Source organism: Steroidobacter gossypii (assembly GCF_016801985.1).
In the GTDB taxonomy this organism is placed as follows: domain Bacteria; phylum Pseudomonadota; class Gammaproteobacteria; order Steroidobacterales; family Steroidobacteraceae; genus Steroidobacter; species Steroidobacter gossypii.
On record NZ_JAEVLS010000001.1, the window covers coordinates 685,383 to 703,198 of the forward strand.

Below are 17,816 nucleotides of genomic sequence, written 5' to 3' on the forward strand. Positions count from 1 at the left end.
TGCATGTTTCTTGGCTGCCGCTTTCTCACATCACCATCCTGGTGCAGTGCAATGATTTGCGCGTATACAACGCGCGCCACGGCCGCAGAAAACAGTGCGGGAATCAAAACAGGTTGGCGAAGAAGTAGCTGTAGGCACTGGGCGCGACCAGAGCGACGTATACCAAGCCGGTGATCGCGCCTCCCAAGTGCGCGTCGTGGTTGATACGTCCGCGCGCATTTTTAGCGGCGTACCATGTGTAGGCCAGATAACCGATGGCGAACAACGGCGCCGGAATGGGCAGCGGAATTGGAAAAATGATCAGCTTCTGATCGGGGAAGAACACGATCGAGGCGAACAGGATGGCCGAGATGGCGCCGGAGGCGCCCAGGGTGGAGTACTCGGGATTGTTCTTGTGCTTGAAATAAGTGCCGGCATGACTGATCAGCATGCCGGCCACATACAACGCCAGAAAATGGATCGAGCCGACCGCGCGCTCCAGCAGGAAACCGAAGAAAAAGAAAGTCATCATGTTGAATAGCAGGTGCACCAGGTCGCCGTGCACCAGGGTGCTGAGCACGACGGTGTCGTACTGCCGGCGGCGCAGGAACCAATAGGGCCGGAACACGCAACGTTCGACGAGCTTGGGATTGCCGAACAGGCCGACCAGGCTGGTGGCGATGGTGACGACGAAAATGATCAGCGCGGCGGACAGCGACAAACTCACGTGATTGTTTCCTGCGGAATCGTTTCTGGCGGACAGGGCAAAGCCGCGCCATTGTGCCGGATTCGTCCAGCCCGGGCGCGGCTCAAACGTGCAAAACCTGCTTGATGAATTCGGCGACCCGGCGACGGGAAGCGGCGAACGCGTCGGCGTCGTACCCCAGGGTGGGATTCATCGCGAATCGTTCACCGGCGTCGCCCGCATCGAGGTCGGCGCCGTCGAGCACGATGACGCCGTCCTCACGTTCGCTCAGTGACGGGCCGTTATGGGAGCGCACTCCCTGTAACACCACCGCCTGCGACAGCAGCGGCCAGTCGAACACGTGCCGGGCGCCGGCGAATTCGTGCAACTCGATGTTCGCGCCTGCCTGGCGGGCGCGGGCCACGAACTCACGGCAGGGTCCGATGGGATTCAGATCGTCGGCGGCCCCGTGCAGCACCTGGATCGGGCGCTCGACCAGCTGTTCGTCGCTCCGATAGCGGATGTGACAAGCGGGATAGAAGGACAGGTAGCCGGCAAAACCACCCCGCTTGGGTCCGTGCATGTCCTGGAACCGGCGCACCGCTGCATACAACGCAGCCTGGCCGCCACGCGAAAAGCCCATCAAGACCACGCGATTGGCATCGATTCGCGCATGACCGGACAGTACGTCGAAGGCGCGATACGCGTCGACGATCATGGCGAGCCGTCCCAGCTGTTCCTGATTCGCAAACGTGGTGTCGATGCCGCGGCCGGTAAAGCAGTCGAGCATCAAGCTGGCCACACCGCGATCGGTCAGGAAGCGAGCCCATTCATCGACATAGCCGGAAGCGCCTCCCGAGCCGTGCATCAGGATCACTGCCGGCACCCTGGCCGCGCCGGGCGGCAGGCGCAGGGCGGCCGTGAGCGTCACCGGCTGCGCTTCGCGCTGGCCAGTCAGGAACTGACGATCGGTGAGCGTGGTGGAAGGGATGGCGTGCAACTCCACCTTCCACGTACGAGAACCTGCTTCCATACGCGCTAGTTTAACCGCTGAATCGCGCTTGCTGGTTGATGACAGTGGCGGCGAGTCGGCGCAGACTCGGCCGACCACGCTATGTCCTCCGAACTCGCCCCGACGACCGTCGACGATCGCATCGGCATGCTCGATTCGATCCGCGGCATCGCCGTGCTCGGCATCCTGATGATGAACATCACGGGTTTCGGACTGCCGTATGCCTATGACAATCCCCTGGTGTGGGGATTGGAGTCGTCGGCCGACCTCACCGTATGGCGGATCATGACGCTGCTGTTCGAAGGCACCATGCGTGGCCTGTTCACGCTGCTGTTTGGCGCCAGCGCCCTGTTATTCCTGTCGCGACATGCCGCGCGCACTGCCGATTTGCGCCCCGCCGATTTGTATTTCCGCCGCACGCTGTGGCTGATGGTGTTCGGCCTGATCAACGGCTACGTGCTGTTGTGGAGCGGTGACGTGCTGCTCTATTACGGCGTTGCCGGCTTGTTTCTGTTCGTGTTCCGCAACCTCGCGCCGCGACAGTTGCTGTTGTTGGCGGCCGCGCTCATGACGCTGCAAACCATGATTACGGTCTCCGAATGGAACGATTATCGTGAAGTGCAATCGCTGGCTGCGGCCGCCAGCGCACGGCAGGCCGCGGGGCTGCCGCTGACCGACGGAGATCAGGAAGCACTCGATGCGCTCGAAGTCGTGCAGAACGAGCTTCGGCCTGCGCGCGAGAATCTCGAAGCAAGCGTCGCCAACGTACGCGCCAGCTATCTGTCGGCCTTTGCCGTGCTGAGCAGCGACACCTGGTACATGCAGAGCGAGTTTTTCTTCCGCCACGGCCTGGTCGAATGCCTCGGCATGATGTTGCTGGGCATGGCGTTGCTGAAATCCGGCGTGCTGTCGGGAAGAAGTCCGACGCGTGTGTACGGCGCCATGATGGTCGTCGGCTATGCCATCGGCTTGACGATCAACACGATCGAGTTGCGACAGATCGAGGCCGGGCAGTTCTCGCCCGACACCATGCTGCGCACTTTTATCACTTACGATCTGGGCCGCATCCCCATGACCTTGGGACATCTCGGGGCCATCGCGCTGCTGTGTCGCGCGCAATGGTTTTCCGGTGCTTCGCGTGTACTCGCCTCGGTCGGGCAATTGGCGTTGACCAACTATCTGACGCAGAGTCTGTTTTGTTTGTTTATTTTCACCGGCGCCGGCCTGGCCTGGTACGGACAGCTCGCGCGCCACGAGCTGTACTATGTAGTGCTCGCGATCTGGGTGGTGCAGCTGGCGTGGAGCCCCATATGGGTGCGGCATTTCCGTTATGGGCCGGCCGAATGGATATGGCGCTCGCTCACTTACTGTCAGTGGCAGCCGTTCCGACGCGGTTCAACGGCGGCGCGCGCCACTGCATCAGCCTGACTGCGCTTCGAATATCTTGCGCACCGATTCCATAGTGTCCGCGTCTTGGAGACGCTTGTCGTCACGATAGCGTTTGACTCGCGCGAGTCGCAGCGCCAGTCCGCCGGGATATCGCGGGCTTGCCTGTAAATCGCTGAACGCAATCTCCACCACCAGCTCGGGCCGCACATACACCGTCCAATCGTCACGATGCGTTTCGCGCGCCAGAAATTCTTTGGTCTGCCATTCGAGCATGGCGTCGGTCAAACCCTTGAACGTCTTGCCCAACATGACGTATTCGCCGGTCGCCGGATCGAGCGCACCGAGATGCAGATTGGAGAGTTTGCCGGTGCGCCGACCGTGCCCCCACTCGGCGGCAAGCACCACCAGGTCCAGCGTGTGAGCACGTTTGATCTTGAGCCAACTCGCGCCCCGGTTGCCGGCCTCGTAAGGCGCGGACAATGATTTCGCCATGATGCCTTCGTGACCGGCGGCAATCGCGGCGTCATAGAACGCGCTCGCCTCTTGTTCCGAGGCTGTGACCAAGCGAGGGATGATCAATTCCGCAGGCACTGCGCGCGCCAGTGCTTCGTAACGATCACGCGTCGGCCGGTCGGCCAGGCTCTCGTCGCCGAGTCGAAGGCAGTCGAAGAAATACGCGCGCATCGGCAGCTCCGCCTGCAGCTTGGCAACATCGAGTTTCCTTCCGAAGCGACGCATCGTGATCTGAAATGGATGCGGCCGACCCGCGGCAGTGAACGCGATGGCCTCGCCATCCAGGATCACTTCCCTGGCAGGCAACTCTCTGACCGTGGCGGCGATCTCGGGAACGGCTGCAGTCACATCGTTGAGACTTCGCGTGTAGATGTGAACGGAGTCGCCACTCTTGTGCACTTGAATGCGTGCGCCGTCCATCTTCCATTCGAAGACCGCGTCTTCACCCAGCTGTTCCAACGCTTCGCCGACATCCGCCGCCGTTTGCGCCAGCATCGGCGCCACCGGCGAGAGCAGCTCGAGTTGAAAATTCGCCAGCGCGCTTTCACCTTCAACCAACGCAGCATGAGCGACGGCGCCCAGGCTCTTCGCATACATCGCAGCTCGGCGCACCTTGTCGACCGATAACTGCGCCGCGGCGGCGATTGCATCGACCATCACGCCTGCCAGCGCGCCCTGACGCAGCTCGCCGATCAACAATCGGATCAGGAAATGCTGCTCGGCTTCGGTAGCACGTGAGAACAATTCCTTCAGCGCTTCGGCGCGACGCGTTGTCGAACCGGCGCCGCGAATGCTGGCGATCTCGGTCAATCGCCGATCGACGTCCAGCACAGTTAACACCGCCTCGCCGGCCGATTCCGCGGTCGCGCTTTTCAACACCGCGTAACCGATGCCGAACTTGCCTTGCGGCGTGTCGCCCGAAAGATAAGCGACGCCGACGACGATCTCGTCGGGTTGGAATTGCCGCAAGCACGCGGCCAGTTCGCGCACTTTGGCCAATCGCGCCGACGTGGCCGCAACCCTGGAGGATGTTTCGACGATGGTCGCGAGCAAGGTCATGCGGGCGTAACGCGATGACGCGAATCAAAGTTGCAATCCGCCGAGGATAGACGGCGGCAAATAAAAAGGCACGGCGCAATCCTTGTGCCGTGCCAAGTGCAGGATGAGCGGGAGGCGCCCTCTCCTGCGAACCGATCGCGGTTGCGACTTACCGCGTCGCGCCGCCGAACGTTCCGCGCACGCCCAGCAGAATCCGGCGAGAGCCGGACTCGAAAGCGAACGGCAGGTTCTCGTATTGCATGTACTGGCTCTGATCCTCTTCGGTCAGGTTGATCGCCTCCAGCGTCAAGCCGATGCTGTCCGTGACCTGGTAGCCGAGCTGCGCATCGAGCTGGCCATAGTCGCGATTCCAGACGCCGTAGGTGCGCGTCCCGCCGCCGTCGGAGAACTGGAAGTTGCCGTCGAACGATTCGTCGCGCCAGGTATAGGACAGACGCGCTTCGAAGCCGAAGTTCTCGTAATAGAGCTGCGCGTTATAGGCATGCTTGGCGACGCCCGGGATGGGCAGGCCGCTGTCGATATCGTTGCTGAACGGCGATTCCGAATCGGAATAGGTGTAGTTGAGGTTGAAGCCGCCGCCGAAATCGAACGCGTACTGGCCCGCGAGCTCGAAGCCTTCGATGGTGCCGCCCGCGCCGTTGATCGGCCGCTGCACCGGCCCGAAGCGGCCCCCGGCCTGATCCGGCACGAATACGGATTCGGTCACCACCGTGATGAACGAATCCACGCTCTTGCGGAACGCGGTCACCGCCGCCAGGCCCTGCCTGCCGAAGTAATATTCGTAGCCCAGGTCGAACTGCTTGGCGCGATACGGCTCGAGCTCCGGATTGCCCGAGCTGCCGTTGGTGAACTCGAACAGATCGGTCACCGGGTTGCGCGTGAAGTTGGTTTCGAAGCCGCGTCCCAGCAGGAACAGGTCCTGGCGCGCCACCACCTTCGCCGCCGACACGCGCACTTTGTGACCTTCGGCCACGTCCAGCACGATGTTGGCGCTCGGCAAAACGTCGGTGTAGCTGCGATCGACCACGTTGGTTTCGTAGTCGCGCAGCACGCCGTTCCAGCTGTCCGTGCCCCAGTACGTCGGGTTGGGCAGCGCTGCGTTCTGCGCGACCGCCAGCTCGGTGCGCATCACGCGCGCGCCGAAGTTGATGTGATATCCGTCATCCGGCGCGCCGATATCGGCCATCAGATAAGCCGAAGTGGTTTCCTCCTCGACGTTGAATGTTTCCAACGGCGAGGGGAAGAACGTGAACGGCGTGTCCGGATACAAAGACTGGATCCACGCCAGCGCGTTGTTCATCTGGCCGCGATTCTGCACCAGCACGCTGCTGGTGCCGGCGTTGCCCGAGCTCCAGAATCCGTTGATGCGCTCCACGCGCCCCGGCGAGCCGACCATGGTTTGATACGGCAGGATCAACGCCGGCGCGTCGCCGAAGCGGCTGCCGACCGAGCAGTTCGGCCGGCCTGGCGTTCCCAAGGGCGCTCCGCCCGCGTCCAGCGAATCGCACGCCTTCGGGCCGATGGCGCCGTCCTGGAAGTAACCGAAGTTGGTCCAGTTCGCGCCGTAGTCGATGCCGTCCAGATCGCTGCTGCCGTGATAGTCGGCTAGGTAACGGCCGAACTCGTAATCGATCTCGCGCTTGGCGCCGCGCACACCGCCGCTGAAAGTCACATTCCTGGAGCTGAAGAATGCCGGATCCCACTGCAGGTCGGCGCGCACCGACCAGTTTTCCGCGTCGGTGTTATCGGCGAACGCCCAGTGCGACTTGAAAAAGGCGTTGTTTGGATTGGTGAACAGATCCTGATTGCCGACCAGGGTGAAGGTCGGCAGCTCGCCGCCGTTGTTGTCGTAACGGAACTGATAGTTGGCGGGCGCGCCGGCGTTGGGCGCAAAGCCCGGACCGCCATCGAGCGCACGTACGCCGTACTGGGTGTAGCGCACGTCGTTGTTGGCGCTGCCGCTCTTCTGATCGGCTTTCGAATAGGCCGCCGAGCCGCTGACGCGCACCGCGCCGCCGTTGTCCCATTTCATGCCCAGCTGGAAATTGTCCGAGTTGATCTCGGTGTTCTTGACGAACGAAATCGCCTCGGCCGAGTTGGCCGTGAACGTGCCATTGAGTAACACGCCGTTGGGGTCGATCGCAAAAGGCTGCGTGATGTCGATGCCGGGCGATTCCAGCGAGAACGGAAACTTCAGCGATGCTTCCTGGGTGAGGATGTCCAGATTCGAGTGGAACCACATGCCTTCGATCTCGAGCGAATCGGTGGGCCGGAACGCCACCGAGATCGAAGCACCCAGGCGCTCGCGCTCTTCGTCACGATCGGTGGTGTAGCGATACTCGGGTGCAAAGTAATCCTGCTCCACGTCGTCGCGGTCGAGCCGATCGCTGAATTTCCATCCGCCGCGATTCTGTCCGCCGAGCACGTCGGTCTGGAACACCTGCTTGTCGTAGGACACCGAGGCCAGCACGGCCAGCCGTTCGTTGAATTTATGGCTCGCCACCACCGCGCCCAGCGGCTCCCAGCCCTCGCCGGCATCGGCATAGCGCAGATTGCCGGCGATATTGGTGCCCTCGCCGAGCGAGAACGGACTGCGGGTTTTCAAATTGACGATGCCGCCCAATCCGCCTTCGAGCTGCGCGGCGTTCGGCGACTTGTAAACGTCGATGCCGCCGAGCAACTCGGACGGGATGCCTTCCAGCGAATCGGTCTCGCGGAAATTGCCTTCGCCCTGCGTATACAGCTCGAGGCCGGTCAGAAAGATATCGTTGTTGAGCAACGTGACGTTCTGGTCCAGGCCGCGAATGCGCACCTTGGTGCCCTGGCCGTTGGAGCGATCGATCTGCACGCCGCTCAGGCGCTGCAAGGCTTCCGCCACGTTCTGATCGGGGAACTTGCCGATGTCCTCGGCGGCCACCGACTCGACGATCTGATTCGCTTCGCGTTTGGTTTCCAACGCGGTGGCCAGCGAGGCGCGGAAGCCGGTGACAACCACCTCCTCCACCACGCCCGTTTCCTCGGTCTGCGCGTTGACGTTGGCCCAGCTGAAACCGCTCAAGGACGCGGCGGTAACTGCCAGGGCGCGTGAATAGTGCTGACGGTTTCGCATGTTTTTACCCCCAAATGCGATCGAACCTGCGAACTGATATGGGCCGATGACCCTTGTGTGATTCCCCCGACGGTGGCCAGGCATCCCTGCGACCGTCGCGCCGGATATTGGAACCGTATGTCTATCGTTGTCAATGTCGGGAATTAGGAAGTTTGTTCTCGTCTCTTAAGTCTCTGATGTTCATTGGCTAATTAGTGTTGACAGCGGCGGTCATACAATCGGGCGAGCGCTGTGCGGAAGCGCACAGCGCACAGTGGGATAACGCGGCGATGTGTAGGCGATGGTGGTTGTCGCGGCGGATTCGCGACAGTTGCTGGGAACTCAGGTCTGGCGCACAGCGCATGGGGTGATAGCGCGGCGTTTGGCGTTGCTGGAGGTCGTGGCGGCGGATTGGCGACAGCGTCGGGAACTCCGGTCTGTTGCATCGGGTTGTGATCGGGGCGCGAAACGGCGGATTTGAGATGATCGAGGACCTTGGTCCTCGTTTGCACACGCATGAAAAAATGGGCTCCGCTGTTGTGGATCACGATGCTCGGTCTGGCGGTCTGGGTGCTGACCGACCGGCTGCAGAGCATCGATTTCCAGGATGTGAAGCAACAGCTGCTGGCATTGCCCGCGGGCACGGTCATGCTCGGGCTGCTGTTCAGTGCCGGCGTATATGCGTTGGTGGGAATCTACGAAGGCATCGCCGTGCGCATGGCGAGCGGGCGAACCATGCCCCTGGTCGCTTTCAGAACGGCGATCATCGCCAATCCCATCGGTCGTGCGATCGGCCTCGCGCTGGTGAGCGGCGGGGCGTTGAGATATCGCATGTATGCGGCCGCGGGTTTATCGGCGCGCGAAGTGGCGACAGTGATCGTGATCGCCGCCATGCCTTATTTCTTCAGCGTCGGCTGGCTGATCGACCTGTCGCTTTTGCTCAATGCCGAAACCGCCGCGCAGGCGCTGCGTTTGTCCACCGGCATGGTGTTGCTGTTGGGTGCGATCGGACTGGCCAAAGATATCGGCTGGCTGACGTTCGTCATTCGTCGCAAGGAACCGCTGGTGGTGCGTGGCCAGCCAATCCCGGTGCCCACGTTGCGGGACGCGTCGATTCAGCTGGGCGTGGGCCTGCTGCAAATCTCGCTGATGACGGGAATTCTTTATGTGTTCATGCCGGAGGAGCTGGGCATGAGCTGGCCGGCCTTTATCGCGATCTACTGTATCGCCTTCGTCGCCGGACAACTCAGCAACGTACCCGCCGGCCTCGGCGTGCTGGAAGCGGCGCTGTTGCTGATGCTGCCGCAAGTGCCGCCTGGCAAGCTGCTCGGCGCCGTGCTCGCCTATCGCGCGGTCTATGAGATATTGCCGCTGCTGGTAGCGCTGAGCTTGTTCCTGATGTTCGAATCGACCAGCGCCAGCGGCTTTTTGCGCCGCCGGCTGCTGCGCCGTGGATAGTCTGAATCAGAAGCGACCCATCACTTCCTGTGCCCACGCCTTGCCATTGCCGGCCTGAGCGAGCGGCACGCAGGCCTCGTACTTGCCGGGGATGGCGACATGCTGCAGGACCTGAGTGGCGCCGGGCTCCGAACAGAAGAAGCCGAGCAAGGTCAGCTCCTTGGTCATGAGGAAGAACGGCCGCTGCAAATCTTTCGGGCGCGGATCGTAGGCCAGCTCGGTCGCAACCGCTTCGTTGTTGAACTTCTGCACCAGCTCGGTTTGCTGGCCGTTGTTCAGTTCCACGAAGCCCTTGCCATACTCCTTGCGAGCCGCGTCTTCGAAGGCCTGCAAACCGGTGACGAAGCGATCGCGATCCGCTTGCGTGTAGACATCCTTGAGCATGGTGTCGATGAACGACGCCACGCCGACGTCTTTGGCGCCGGGTGTGTCAGTGCGCGGGATGATGATCTCCGCGATGTCGGCCACGACCGCGGCCTGCTCTTTGGTGAGAAACACCGGCTGCCACGACGCTTCCTGCGGTTTGGGCGAGCAGCCATTCAGAACGCCGAGCACCGCGGGCGCAGATACGACGCCGCCCATGAGATAGGCGACTCGCTGCAACACCTGGCGACGGTTCATGCTCATGTCCGATCCCACTGTTGTTTCAGACTTCATGGGCAGCGACCTCAGATGTTCATCCGCTTGAGCTCTTCCACCGCGTGATTCGCGGCACGCGCGGTCAGAGCCATGTAAGTCAGCGACGGGTTCTGGCACGCGGCCGACGTCATGCACGAGCCATCGGTGATGTAGACGTTCTTGCAGGCGTGCATCCGGTTGTGCTTGTCCAGCACGGATGTCTTGGGATCGCGGCCCATGCGCGCCGTGCCCATCTCGTGGATGCCCAGGCCGACGCCCGTCGGACGATCGTAAGTACGCACGTTGCGATAGCCGGCCGCTTCGAGCATTTCGGCCGCGTCGTTCGCCATGTCCTTGCGCATCGCCAGCTCGTTTTGTTTGAGCGTGGCGTCGAACGACAGCACCGGCATGCCGAACTTGTCCTTGCGCGAGCGATCCAGGGTCACGCGATTCTCGTGATAAGGCAGGATCTCGCCGAAGCCGCCGATGCCCATGTACCAGGGGCCCGGCTGCGCGGCGCGCTCCTTCAGATCTTTGCCGAGCGTCTCATCGAGCATCAGTCCCGTCCAGCCGCCGCGAGACGCGCCGCCTTGGTAACCGAATCCGCGCAGGTAATCGCGCTTGTCCTTGCCAACGTTCCTATAACGCGGAATGTAGATACCGTTCGGGCGCCGACCCGTGTAGTACTTGTCCTCGAAGCCGTCGACCATGGCGCGCGCGCCGACGTCCAGCTGGTGGTCCATGATGTTGCAGCCGAGCTCGCCGCTATCGTTGCCGAAGCCGTTCGGGAAGCGGCTGGAGGTGGAGCTCAACAGGATGTGCGTGGTGCCGAAGGTCGAGGCGCACAGGAAGATCACTTTGGCAAAATAGTCGGTGGTCTGGCGCGTTTCGGCGTCCATCACGCGCACGCCGGTGGCACGCTGCTGCTTGTCGTCGTAGATGATCTCGTAAACGATGGAGTTGGGCCGCAACGTCATGTTGCCGGTCTTCTCGGCAGCCGGCAGCGTGCTCGAGTTGCTGCTGAAGTAGGCGCCGAACGGGCAGCCGCGGATACACATGTTCCGGTACTGACAGGTGCCTCGCTGCGGGCTGTGAGCCAGCGGCGCAGTCAGGTGCGCGACCCGGCCGATGGTCATCTGCCGTCCCAGCTTGTCCGCCACCGCCTGTTTGAAATGTTTCTCGACGCAGTTCATCTCCATGGGCGGCAGGAACTTGCCGTCGGGCAACTGCGCGAAACCTTCGTTCTGGCCGCTGACGCCGATGAAATTCTCGACATGGTCGTACCAGGGCGCGAGATCCTCGTAACGGATCGGCCAGTCCACCGCGATTCCATCCTTGGCGTTGGCCTCGAAATCCATCGGGCTCCAGCGATAGCTCTGCCGACCCCACATGATGGAACGGCCGCCGACGTGATAGCCCCGAATCCAGTCGAAGCGATTCACCTCGGTATAGGGGAACTCGGTGTCGTCGACGAACCAATGCTTGGTGGCCTGGGTGATGGCGTAACCGGTGCGCGCGGCTGTCTCCTGGCGCTCGAGCTCTTCGGCGGTGGCGCGCCCCGCATACGGGAACTCCCACATCTGCTTGGTGGCTGTCGGGTACTCGCCGTGCTTGACCATGCGGCCCCGGTCGAGCACCAGGGTCTTGAGGCCCTTTTCGGTCAGCTCCTTGGCGGCCCAACCGCCGCTGATACCGGTACCTACCACAATGGCGTCGTAAGTGTTCTGGTTCATCCAACCCCCTCTCGCGCCGCCGCTCCGGCGGTCGATCTATGGCTAGTTGCCGGAGTGTAACCGGTTGCATTCGCTACCACCACGCATTGCCGCAATGAGTTTTTCAGGAGCTCGGCCGGGTAGCGGGCGGCGCGGCGCGTTTGCTTGCCCGATTCAGGGCCCATTTCATGGGCCAGTAAACCGGCAAACCGGCGGCGAACAGGGCCATGCTCCACCAGAAAGCTTCGGCGCCGGCGCCGAACAGGGTCCACAGCGAATACAGCGCCGCAAGCATCGCCACGAGCAAGAATAGCGACAAACGCCGGCCCGCCTCGCCCAACACCCCGCCCCAGCACAGCTTGAGCGCGGCCACGGCGCAGCACAGGTACATGACCAGATAGGTCGAGGTGGCCACCAGAATGATGAATGTGAACACCTGGACCATGGAGCGGCTGTAATTCATCAACACCAGCAGGGTGAGCAGGCCGCTGGTGATCAGCAGCGACATGCCGGGCGTGCCGTGCCGGGATTCCCGCGCGAAAATCTTGGGAAACACCCCCTCGTTGGCCAGCACCCGAGGCATTTCCCCCTGCAACAGAATCCAGCCGTTGAGCGCGCCGAAGCCGCTGATAAAAGCAAATAACGCCAACGTACCGGCCACGCCGTCGCCCCAGAACATTCGCATGACATCGGCGAATGGCGCGCTCGAACTTGCCAGTTGCGAGCCGGGGATCAACAGCACGACCACGGAGCAGGCCAGAATGTAGATGCCCGCCACCATCAGCGTGCCCCACAAGGTTGCGAGCGGTATGTTCCGCTGGGGGTTTTCTACGCTGCCGGCCGGCACGGTGGCGGACTCCAGGCCCAGGAATGCCCACAATGTGAGAATCGCCGAGGCATTCACCGAAGCCAGCGAAAACGGCGTCGGCTGCAACTCGATCACTGATACGTCCGCCGTGATCAGCAACCACACGCCGAGCAGGATGATGGCGGCGAGCGGCAGCAGCTTCAGCACCGTCGTGACGATTTGCAGTCCGCCGGACTGGCGAGTGCCACGCCAGTTCACATAGGTCAGCACCCAAATGATCGCGCACGAAGCCAGAGCCGGCCCGCCACGCGTGTGTTTGATCCAGGGAATCAGCTCGGCCAGATAAGCAACGGTCGCGATGGCGATGGCGGCATTGCCCACCCAGATGCCCATCCAGTAGCCCCACGCCATGAAGAACCCGACGCCTTCGCCGAATGCGACGCGCGCATAAACGTAGGGACCGCCTGCTTGCGGAAACAGCTTCGCCAGGCGCGCGAACACGACGGCCAACGCGATCGCGCCGCCTGACGTAACGAGCCAGCCGAACACGCTGTTGAGGCCGTAGGGCCCGAGCGACGCGGGCAATAAATAAACACCGGAGCCGACGGTGTTGCCGACCACCAGTGCGAGACACATCCAGAAGCCCATTTGACGACGCGGCGACTGGAGCGTGCTCATGACTTCAGTGCAGCCCGATGGGTCGACCGGCTTTGATGACGCCGCGAACCTGATGCAGCTTCTCGATATCGATGAGTGGATCGCCCTCCACCGCGATGATGTCGGCGAACTTGCCTGGGGTGATGCTTCCCAGCTCCCTTTCCTTGCCGAGCAACCGGGCCGAGCTCAACGTGGCGGAGCGGATCGCCTCCATCGGCGTCAGCCCGTAGCGGACCATATAAGCGAACTGCCGAGCATTGTCGCCGTGAGGATAGACGCCGGCGTCCGTGCCGAACGCGATTCGCACGCCAGCCTTCACGGCCTTGGCGAAGCCATCGCGCTGCCGCTGCGTGGTCTCGTCGTTCTTGCGCATGATCTCTTCGCTCCAGTGATCACGCCGGCCGGTCTCTGCGATGTAATCGCCGTTGTAGATATCGGCCACCAGCCAGGTGCCGTGTTTTTTCATCAGCGCGATGCCTTCGTCATCCAGATACGAAGCATGTTCGATCGAGCGCACCCCCGCTCTTGCCGCGCGCTTGATCCCTTCAGCGCCGTGCGCATGAGCGGTGACGAAGATTCCATACTGCGCGGCTTCGTCCACTGCGGCTCGAATTTCCGCTTCGGAATATTCCGCCGCACCCGGTGTGGTACCGGCCGTGAGCACGGCCCCTGTTGCGATGACCTTTATAAAGGTAGCGCCGCCGCTGATCAGCTCTCGCACTCGCTGCCGGACCTCGGTTTCCGAGTTGGCGACTCCACGACGCATCTCGGCTGGAACCACGACGTCGGGCGCGAAGCCCGTTACTTCGCCTCCACCGCCAGTAACAGTGATATAGGCCCCGGCAACGAACATCCGCGGACCATCGACGATTCCGCCATCAATGGCGTTCCGTAAGGCCACATCGGTGAAGGCTCGATAACAACCAACATCGCGCACGGTAGTGAAGCCGGCACGCAAAGTTCGTCGAGCGTTCGCGATGCCCAGCAAGACATCTTCAGCCCCCGACGTGTACAAAGGCGCTGCGACTTCCGACGACGTGATGTTGCCGATGAGATGCGTGTGCATATCCATCAGGCCGGGCAGCACGGTGTAGCCGGACCAATCGATCCAGCGGCCGGCGGCTGCCGATTCGCTCTGATAGTCGGTGACGGCGACCACGCGTTCGCCTTCGATGTGGATGGCCTGATCGTCGAGCACGCGGCCGCGCTCGACGTCGATGAGCTTGCCCGCACGCACCCACAATGCTTCGGCCGCGCAAGTGAAGCTCGCTCCGAACAGGAGCGCCGCACACAGGATCGATTCGAAACGGCGGAGCGAGGTGGACTGCGGCATATCTCTCTTCGCCGTGTTTCAGCGCTATAGCAGCGCTGTGTACTGCGACAGCTCGCCCACGAAGTGGGCGCGGTGATCGGGCAAGTCGGCGGTGAATCGAAATCCCGAGAACTCGAATCCCGGGCTGACCGTGCAGCCGACCAGCGAGTATTCACCGAGACTGCGCGCCGCCTGCCAGCAGCCCGAAGGAATGATGCCGACGGGCCGAGACTCGGAGGCGACGTTGTGAACGAGGTGGCGATTCAGCTGGCGTGAGCGAGGATCGTAAGCCAGCAACTCCAGGGGCGCGCCGCCGTAGAAGTGCCAGATCTCGTCGGCGTCGACCACGTGCCAGCGGCTGAGCTGTTGCTGCTCGAGCAGATAGTAAATGGCAGTCGTGGCGCTGCGGGTCTGGTCGCCGCGCTGAACTCGATCCGTCGAGCGATAGATTTCGCGATACCAGCCGCCTTCCGGGTGCGGGGCGAGCTGCAACGCTTGGATCACATCCTTGGCTGTCATGCACGCAACATACTGCGCGACGCCATCAGCAGCAACATCGAGAACGCAGCGAGCACGGCGGCGGTGATGAAAGTGGCGGCTGGACCGCTTTGCTCCCACAGCACTCCGGCGATCACGCTCGCCAGCATCAAGAGCAATCCTCGCAGCAGATTGAACACGCCGAACGCGGTGCCGCGCAGATCCGTCGGGGCAGCATCGGCGATCATCGCGGTGAAGACGCCCTCGGTCAGGCCCATATGCAAGCCCCACAGCGCCACGCCCAACAAGACCACGGCAACGTCGCTCGCACCCGCAAGCATCAAGTTGGCAAGCACCAGCATGGCCGCACCCAGCATCAACAAGTGATGCCGAGGCATGCGGTCTGCAAGCACGCCCGCAGGGTATGCAGAGAACATGTAGACGACGTTCATCACCACCAGAACCAGCGGTGTCCACGCGATCGTCAGGCCGATGTCGGCGCCGCGCAGGATCAGAAAGGCTTCCGAGAACCGTGCCAGGGTGAAGAATGTCGCGACGGTCGCCACCGCCCAGAACGATCTGGGCAGATCCTTGGGGCGCAGATCCACCATGCGCTTGGGCATGGGCGTGAGATGCGCAGGCTCCTTGACGGCCAGCCACAGAATGGCGACAGCAATGAAAGCCGGAATCGCCGCAATCCAGAACACGGCGCGAACATCGTTCGCCAGCAACATCATAAGACCGATAGCGAACAACGGACCAAGGAACGCACCGACTGTATCGAGCGATTGGCGCAGGCCATATGCCTCGCCTCGCTGTTCCGGTGATGTGTAATCGGCGACGAGCGCATCGCGCGGTGCGCCCCGAATTCCCTTGCCGATGCGATCGATGAAGCGAGCGGCAAACACGGTGCCCGCGCTGCCAGCCAAAGGGAACAGCGGTTTGGTGACGGCGGCAAGCCCGTAGCCGAGCAGCGCCAGCGACTTTCGCTTACCCCAGCGATCCGACAGCGCGCCGGAGAAAACCTTGACCACGTTGGCGGTGGCTTCGGCGACGCCTTCGATCACACCCAGCCAGATCGCGCTGGCGCCAAGCGTGCCGACCACGAACACCGGCAGCAACGCATGGATCATTTCCGAAGAAACATCCATGAACATGCTCACCAGCCCGAGCGCCCAGACGCCGGCAGGTAGAGCAGCGCGTTGCACGACGAGTGTTAGAGATTTCTGGGGTCGAAGCGCGCGACGATGGTCTTCTTGCTATCCAGCAGCTCGAGCTGCGGACCCACGAAGCGCCAGTCGGTGGCGGCATCCATGGCTTGGATGAGCCTCGTCTCGGTGGCCATGTCGGAACAGACCATGCGGGTGGCGATCACGTCGCCGAAGCTGATCCTGGAGCCGGTCTGCTTGTAACTGGTGGAGATGCGGTTGCAACCCGCGTAGCCCACCACGGCCGCGTCCTTCGAGTTGAACACGATATAGGCCTCACGAGCGCCCTCGCCGATCTTGACCGATGCGCCGCCCAGCTGAACCGGCACCCAACGAGTTCCGGTCAGCTCATAGGTCACGCCATCGCCCTCGGCAGAATTCGGTTCGTTGCTATGGCAGGCCGCCAGCGCAAACATCGCCCCGAAAATGAGGTACTTGGCCGGACCCATACTGCGTTACTCCTGACGCGCTCGCTCGACAAGGTAGATCCGATCAAAAATACAGACTCGACCGGTCGGCGTCGAGCGCGAGCCGTCAGGCCGCCGGCTTCAGTCGCTGCCAGAGAACATAATACAGAGCGCCGATCGCCCCCCAGCCGAGCAACACGTAGTAAGGACGGGTGTCCGCGCCGAGGCCCAGCACGATTACCGTCAGGGCGCTGAGCACGCCGGCATAGCCCCACAGTCGCATGGCGCCCGGGCTGAATCTGAAGCGGGCATTCTTATATAAGTCGGGGTGGTGCTCGACCACCCGGGTGGCGCACAGGCTGGTGGTCACGTACTTGAGCAGGGTCGGGATGCTCACCGACAGGAACAGGAAGGTCAGGCTCATCGGCAACAGCAGACACGCCACGCAAAAGCCGAAGACCGCCAGGCAGGCAACGTGCGGCGTACCCCATCGCGGATGAACGCGCGCCAGCGCTGGAGGCAGCACTCCGGCTCGCGCCATCGCGAACAGGCTCCGACTGAACACCATGAAGATGGCGTTCAAAGACTTGCCGATCGCCACGACCGCCGCAAGCACGATCACCGGCGTTGCGAGCGGCCCCATGAAACGGCTGGCCGCATCGAGAATGGGAGCCTGGCTGGCCGCGAGCTCGTCATTGCCGAGAATGCCGAGTGCGACCACGGCCACCAACAAGTACAACGCCACCGCCGACGTAATCGACAACGCGATGCCCAGCGGAATCATGCGGCGGCCGTTGCTGACCTCGTCCCCCACTTCCGTCGCCGCCTCGATGCCGAAGAACAAGCTGACCAGCAACGGTACCGCCGCCAGCACGCCCGCCCAGTTCAAATCGTCGGGAACCGAAAAGTGGACCGACTCGACCGCAGTGGCACCCCAGCCGGCAAAGATCAGAAACAACACGACCAACGCGCCCATCAAGGTCTTTTGCACGCGGGCGGCAATGCCGACGCCGAACAGATTCGCCAACAGCACCAGCACGAACAGCGCGAGCATGGTCGGCTTGGTCGGCACCGGCACGAGCATGGACACATAGCGCACCAGCACCAACGCCAGCACGATCATGGCGCTGCTGCTGCCCGCGATGCGCAGCCACGCGACAAAGAAGCCGACCGCGGGATGGATGAAGCGACGCGGCCATTCATATGAAGCGCCGGACGTCGGCAGCGCCGAGCCCATGAAAGCGTAGTTCACCGCGATCACGAACATCGGCACCGCCGCGATCATCACCGACAGCAGCATGCCGGTGCCGGCCAACGCCGTCGCGGGCGCGATCACCGAGAAAATCGCCACGCCGACGGCCGTGCCCAGTCCCAGGGCAACGACAGCGGCCAGGTCCACACCCTGCTTGAGTTGTGACTGCAATCGAATGATTC

14 protein-coding genes are annotated in these 17,816 nt (G+C 62.5%); 2 read left to right on the plus strand and 12 right to left on the minus strand.

What is annotated here, in order from left to right:
* Positions 1 to 103: 103 nt before the first annotated feature.
* Positions 104 to 706, minus strand: coding sequence for a rhomboid family intramembrane serine protease (locus tag JM946_RS03085; protein WP_203165668.1), 603 nt, complete (start codon positions 704 to 706; stop codon positions 104 to 106).
* Positions 707 to 788: 82 nt separating this feature from the next.
* On the minus strand, positions 789 to 1,697 hold the full coding sequence (locus JM946_RS03090; RefSeq protein WP_203165669.1) for a dienelactone hydrolase family protein: 909 nt from the start codon (positions 1,695 to 1,697) through the stop codon (positions 789 to 791).
* Between the two features lie 81 nt (positions 1,698 to 1,778).
* On the opposite strand from JM946_RS03090, the gene JM946_RS03095 reads away from it, so the two are divergent.
* Positions 1,779 to 3,104 (plus strand): DUF418 domain-containing protein, encoded by a 1,326-nt coding sequence (locus JM946_RS03095; protein WP_203165670.1) that lies wholly within the window; start codon positions 1,779 to 1,781, stop codon positions 3,102 to 3,104.
* Here JM946_RS03095 and JM946_RS03100 read toward each other — a convergent pair.
* On the minus strand, positions 3,096 to 4,637 hold the full coding sequence (locus JM946_RS03100; protein WP_203165671.1) for an ATP-dependent DNA ligase: 1,542 nt from the start codon (positions 4,635 to 4,637) through the stop codon (positions 3,096 to 3,098). The genes JM946_RS03095 and JM946_RS03100 overlap by 9 nt on opposite strands.
* Positions 4,638 to 4,785: 148 nt before the next feature.
* Positions 4,786 to 7,746 carry a TonB-dependent receptor gene (locus JM946_RS03105; RefSeq protein ID WP_203165672.1) on the minus strand — a complete coding sequence of 987 codons (2,961 nt, stop codon included), beginning with the start codon at positions 7,744 to 7,746 and terminating at the stop codon, positions 4,786 to 4,788.
* A gap of 495 nt (positions 7,747 to 8,241) precedes the next feature.
* Between JM946_RS03105 and JM946_RS03110 the strand changes: the two genes are divergently transcribed.
* Positions 8,242 to 9,183, plus strand: a complete 942-nt coding sequence (locus tag JM946_RS03110) for a lysylphosphatidylglycerol synthase transmembrane domain-containing protein (RefSeq protein ID WP_203165673.1) — start codon at positions 8,242 to 8,244, stop codon at positions 9,181 to 9,183.
* Positions 9,184 to 9,189: 6 nt separating this feature from the next.
* Here the strand turns inward: JM946_RS03110 and JM946_RS03115 are convergent, their stop codons facing one another.
* From JM946_RS03115 to JM946_RS03150, 8 genes are all read right to left on the minus strand, one after another.
* Complete coding sequence (locus tag JM946_RS03115) at positions 9,190 to 9,810, minus strand: gluconate 2-dehydrogenase subunit 3 family protein (protein ID WP_203165674.1); 621 nt, start codon at positions 9,808 to 9,810, stop codon at positions 9,190 to 9,192.
* Positions 9,811 to 9,851: 41 nt separating this feature from the next.
* Complete coding sequence (locus tag JM946_RS03120) at positions 9,852 to 11,534, minus strand: GMC oxidoreductase (RefSeq protein WP_203165675.1); 1,683 nt, start codon at positions 11,532 to 11,534, stop codon at positions 9,852 to 9,854.
* Between the two features lie 103 nt (positions 11,535 to 11,637).
* Positions 11,638 to 12,999, minus strand: coding sequence for an amino acid permease (locus JM946_RS03125; protein ID WP_203165676.1), 1,362 nt, complete (start codon positions 12,997 to 12,999; stop codon positions 11,638 to 11,640).
* A 4-nt stretch (positions 13,000 to 13,003) separates the two neighbouring features.
* Positions 13,004 to 14,311 (minus strand): Xaa-Pro dipeptidase, encoded by a 1,308-nt coding sequence (locus tag JM946_RS03130; protein WP_203165677.1) that lies wholly within the window; start codon positions 14,309 to 14,311, stop codon positions 13,004 to 13,006.
* Positions 14,312 to 14,335: 24 nt separating this feature from the next.
* Positions 14,336 to 14,809: a cupin domain-containing protein gene (locus JM946_RS03135; RefSeq protein ID WP_203165678.1), complete on the minus strand. Its 474-nt coding sequence runs from the start codon at positions 14,807 to 14,809 to the stop codon at positions 14,336 to 14,338.
* Positions 14,806 to 15,924, minus strand: a complete 1,119-nt coding sequence (locus JM946_RS03140) for an MFS transporter (RefSeq protein WP_203166540.1) — start codon at positions 15,922 to 15,924, stop codon at positions 14,806 to 14,808. Before JM946_RS03140 ends, JM946_RS03135 begins: the two co-directional genes overlap by 4 nt.
* Positions 15,925 to 15,983: 59 nt before the next feature.
* A complete protein-coding gene (locus JM946_RS03145) occupies positions 15,984 to 16,424 on the minus strand; it encodes an META domain-containing protein (RefSeq protein WP_203165679.1) in 441 nt (146 codons plus the stop codon).
* A gap of 85 nt (positions 16,425 to 16,509) precedes the next feature.
* Positions 16,510 to 17,805 (minus strand): APC family permease, encoded by a 1,296-nt coding sequence (locus tag JM946_RS03150; RefSeq protein WP_203165680.1) that lies wholly within the window; start codon positions 17,803 to 17,805, stop codon positions 16,510 to 16,512.
* Positions 17,806 to 17,816: the final 11 nt, after the last annotated feature.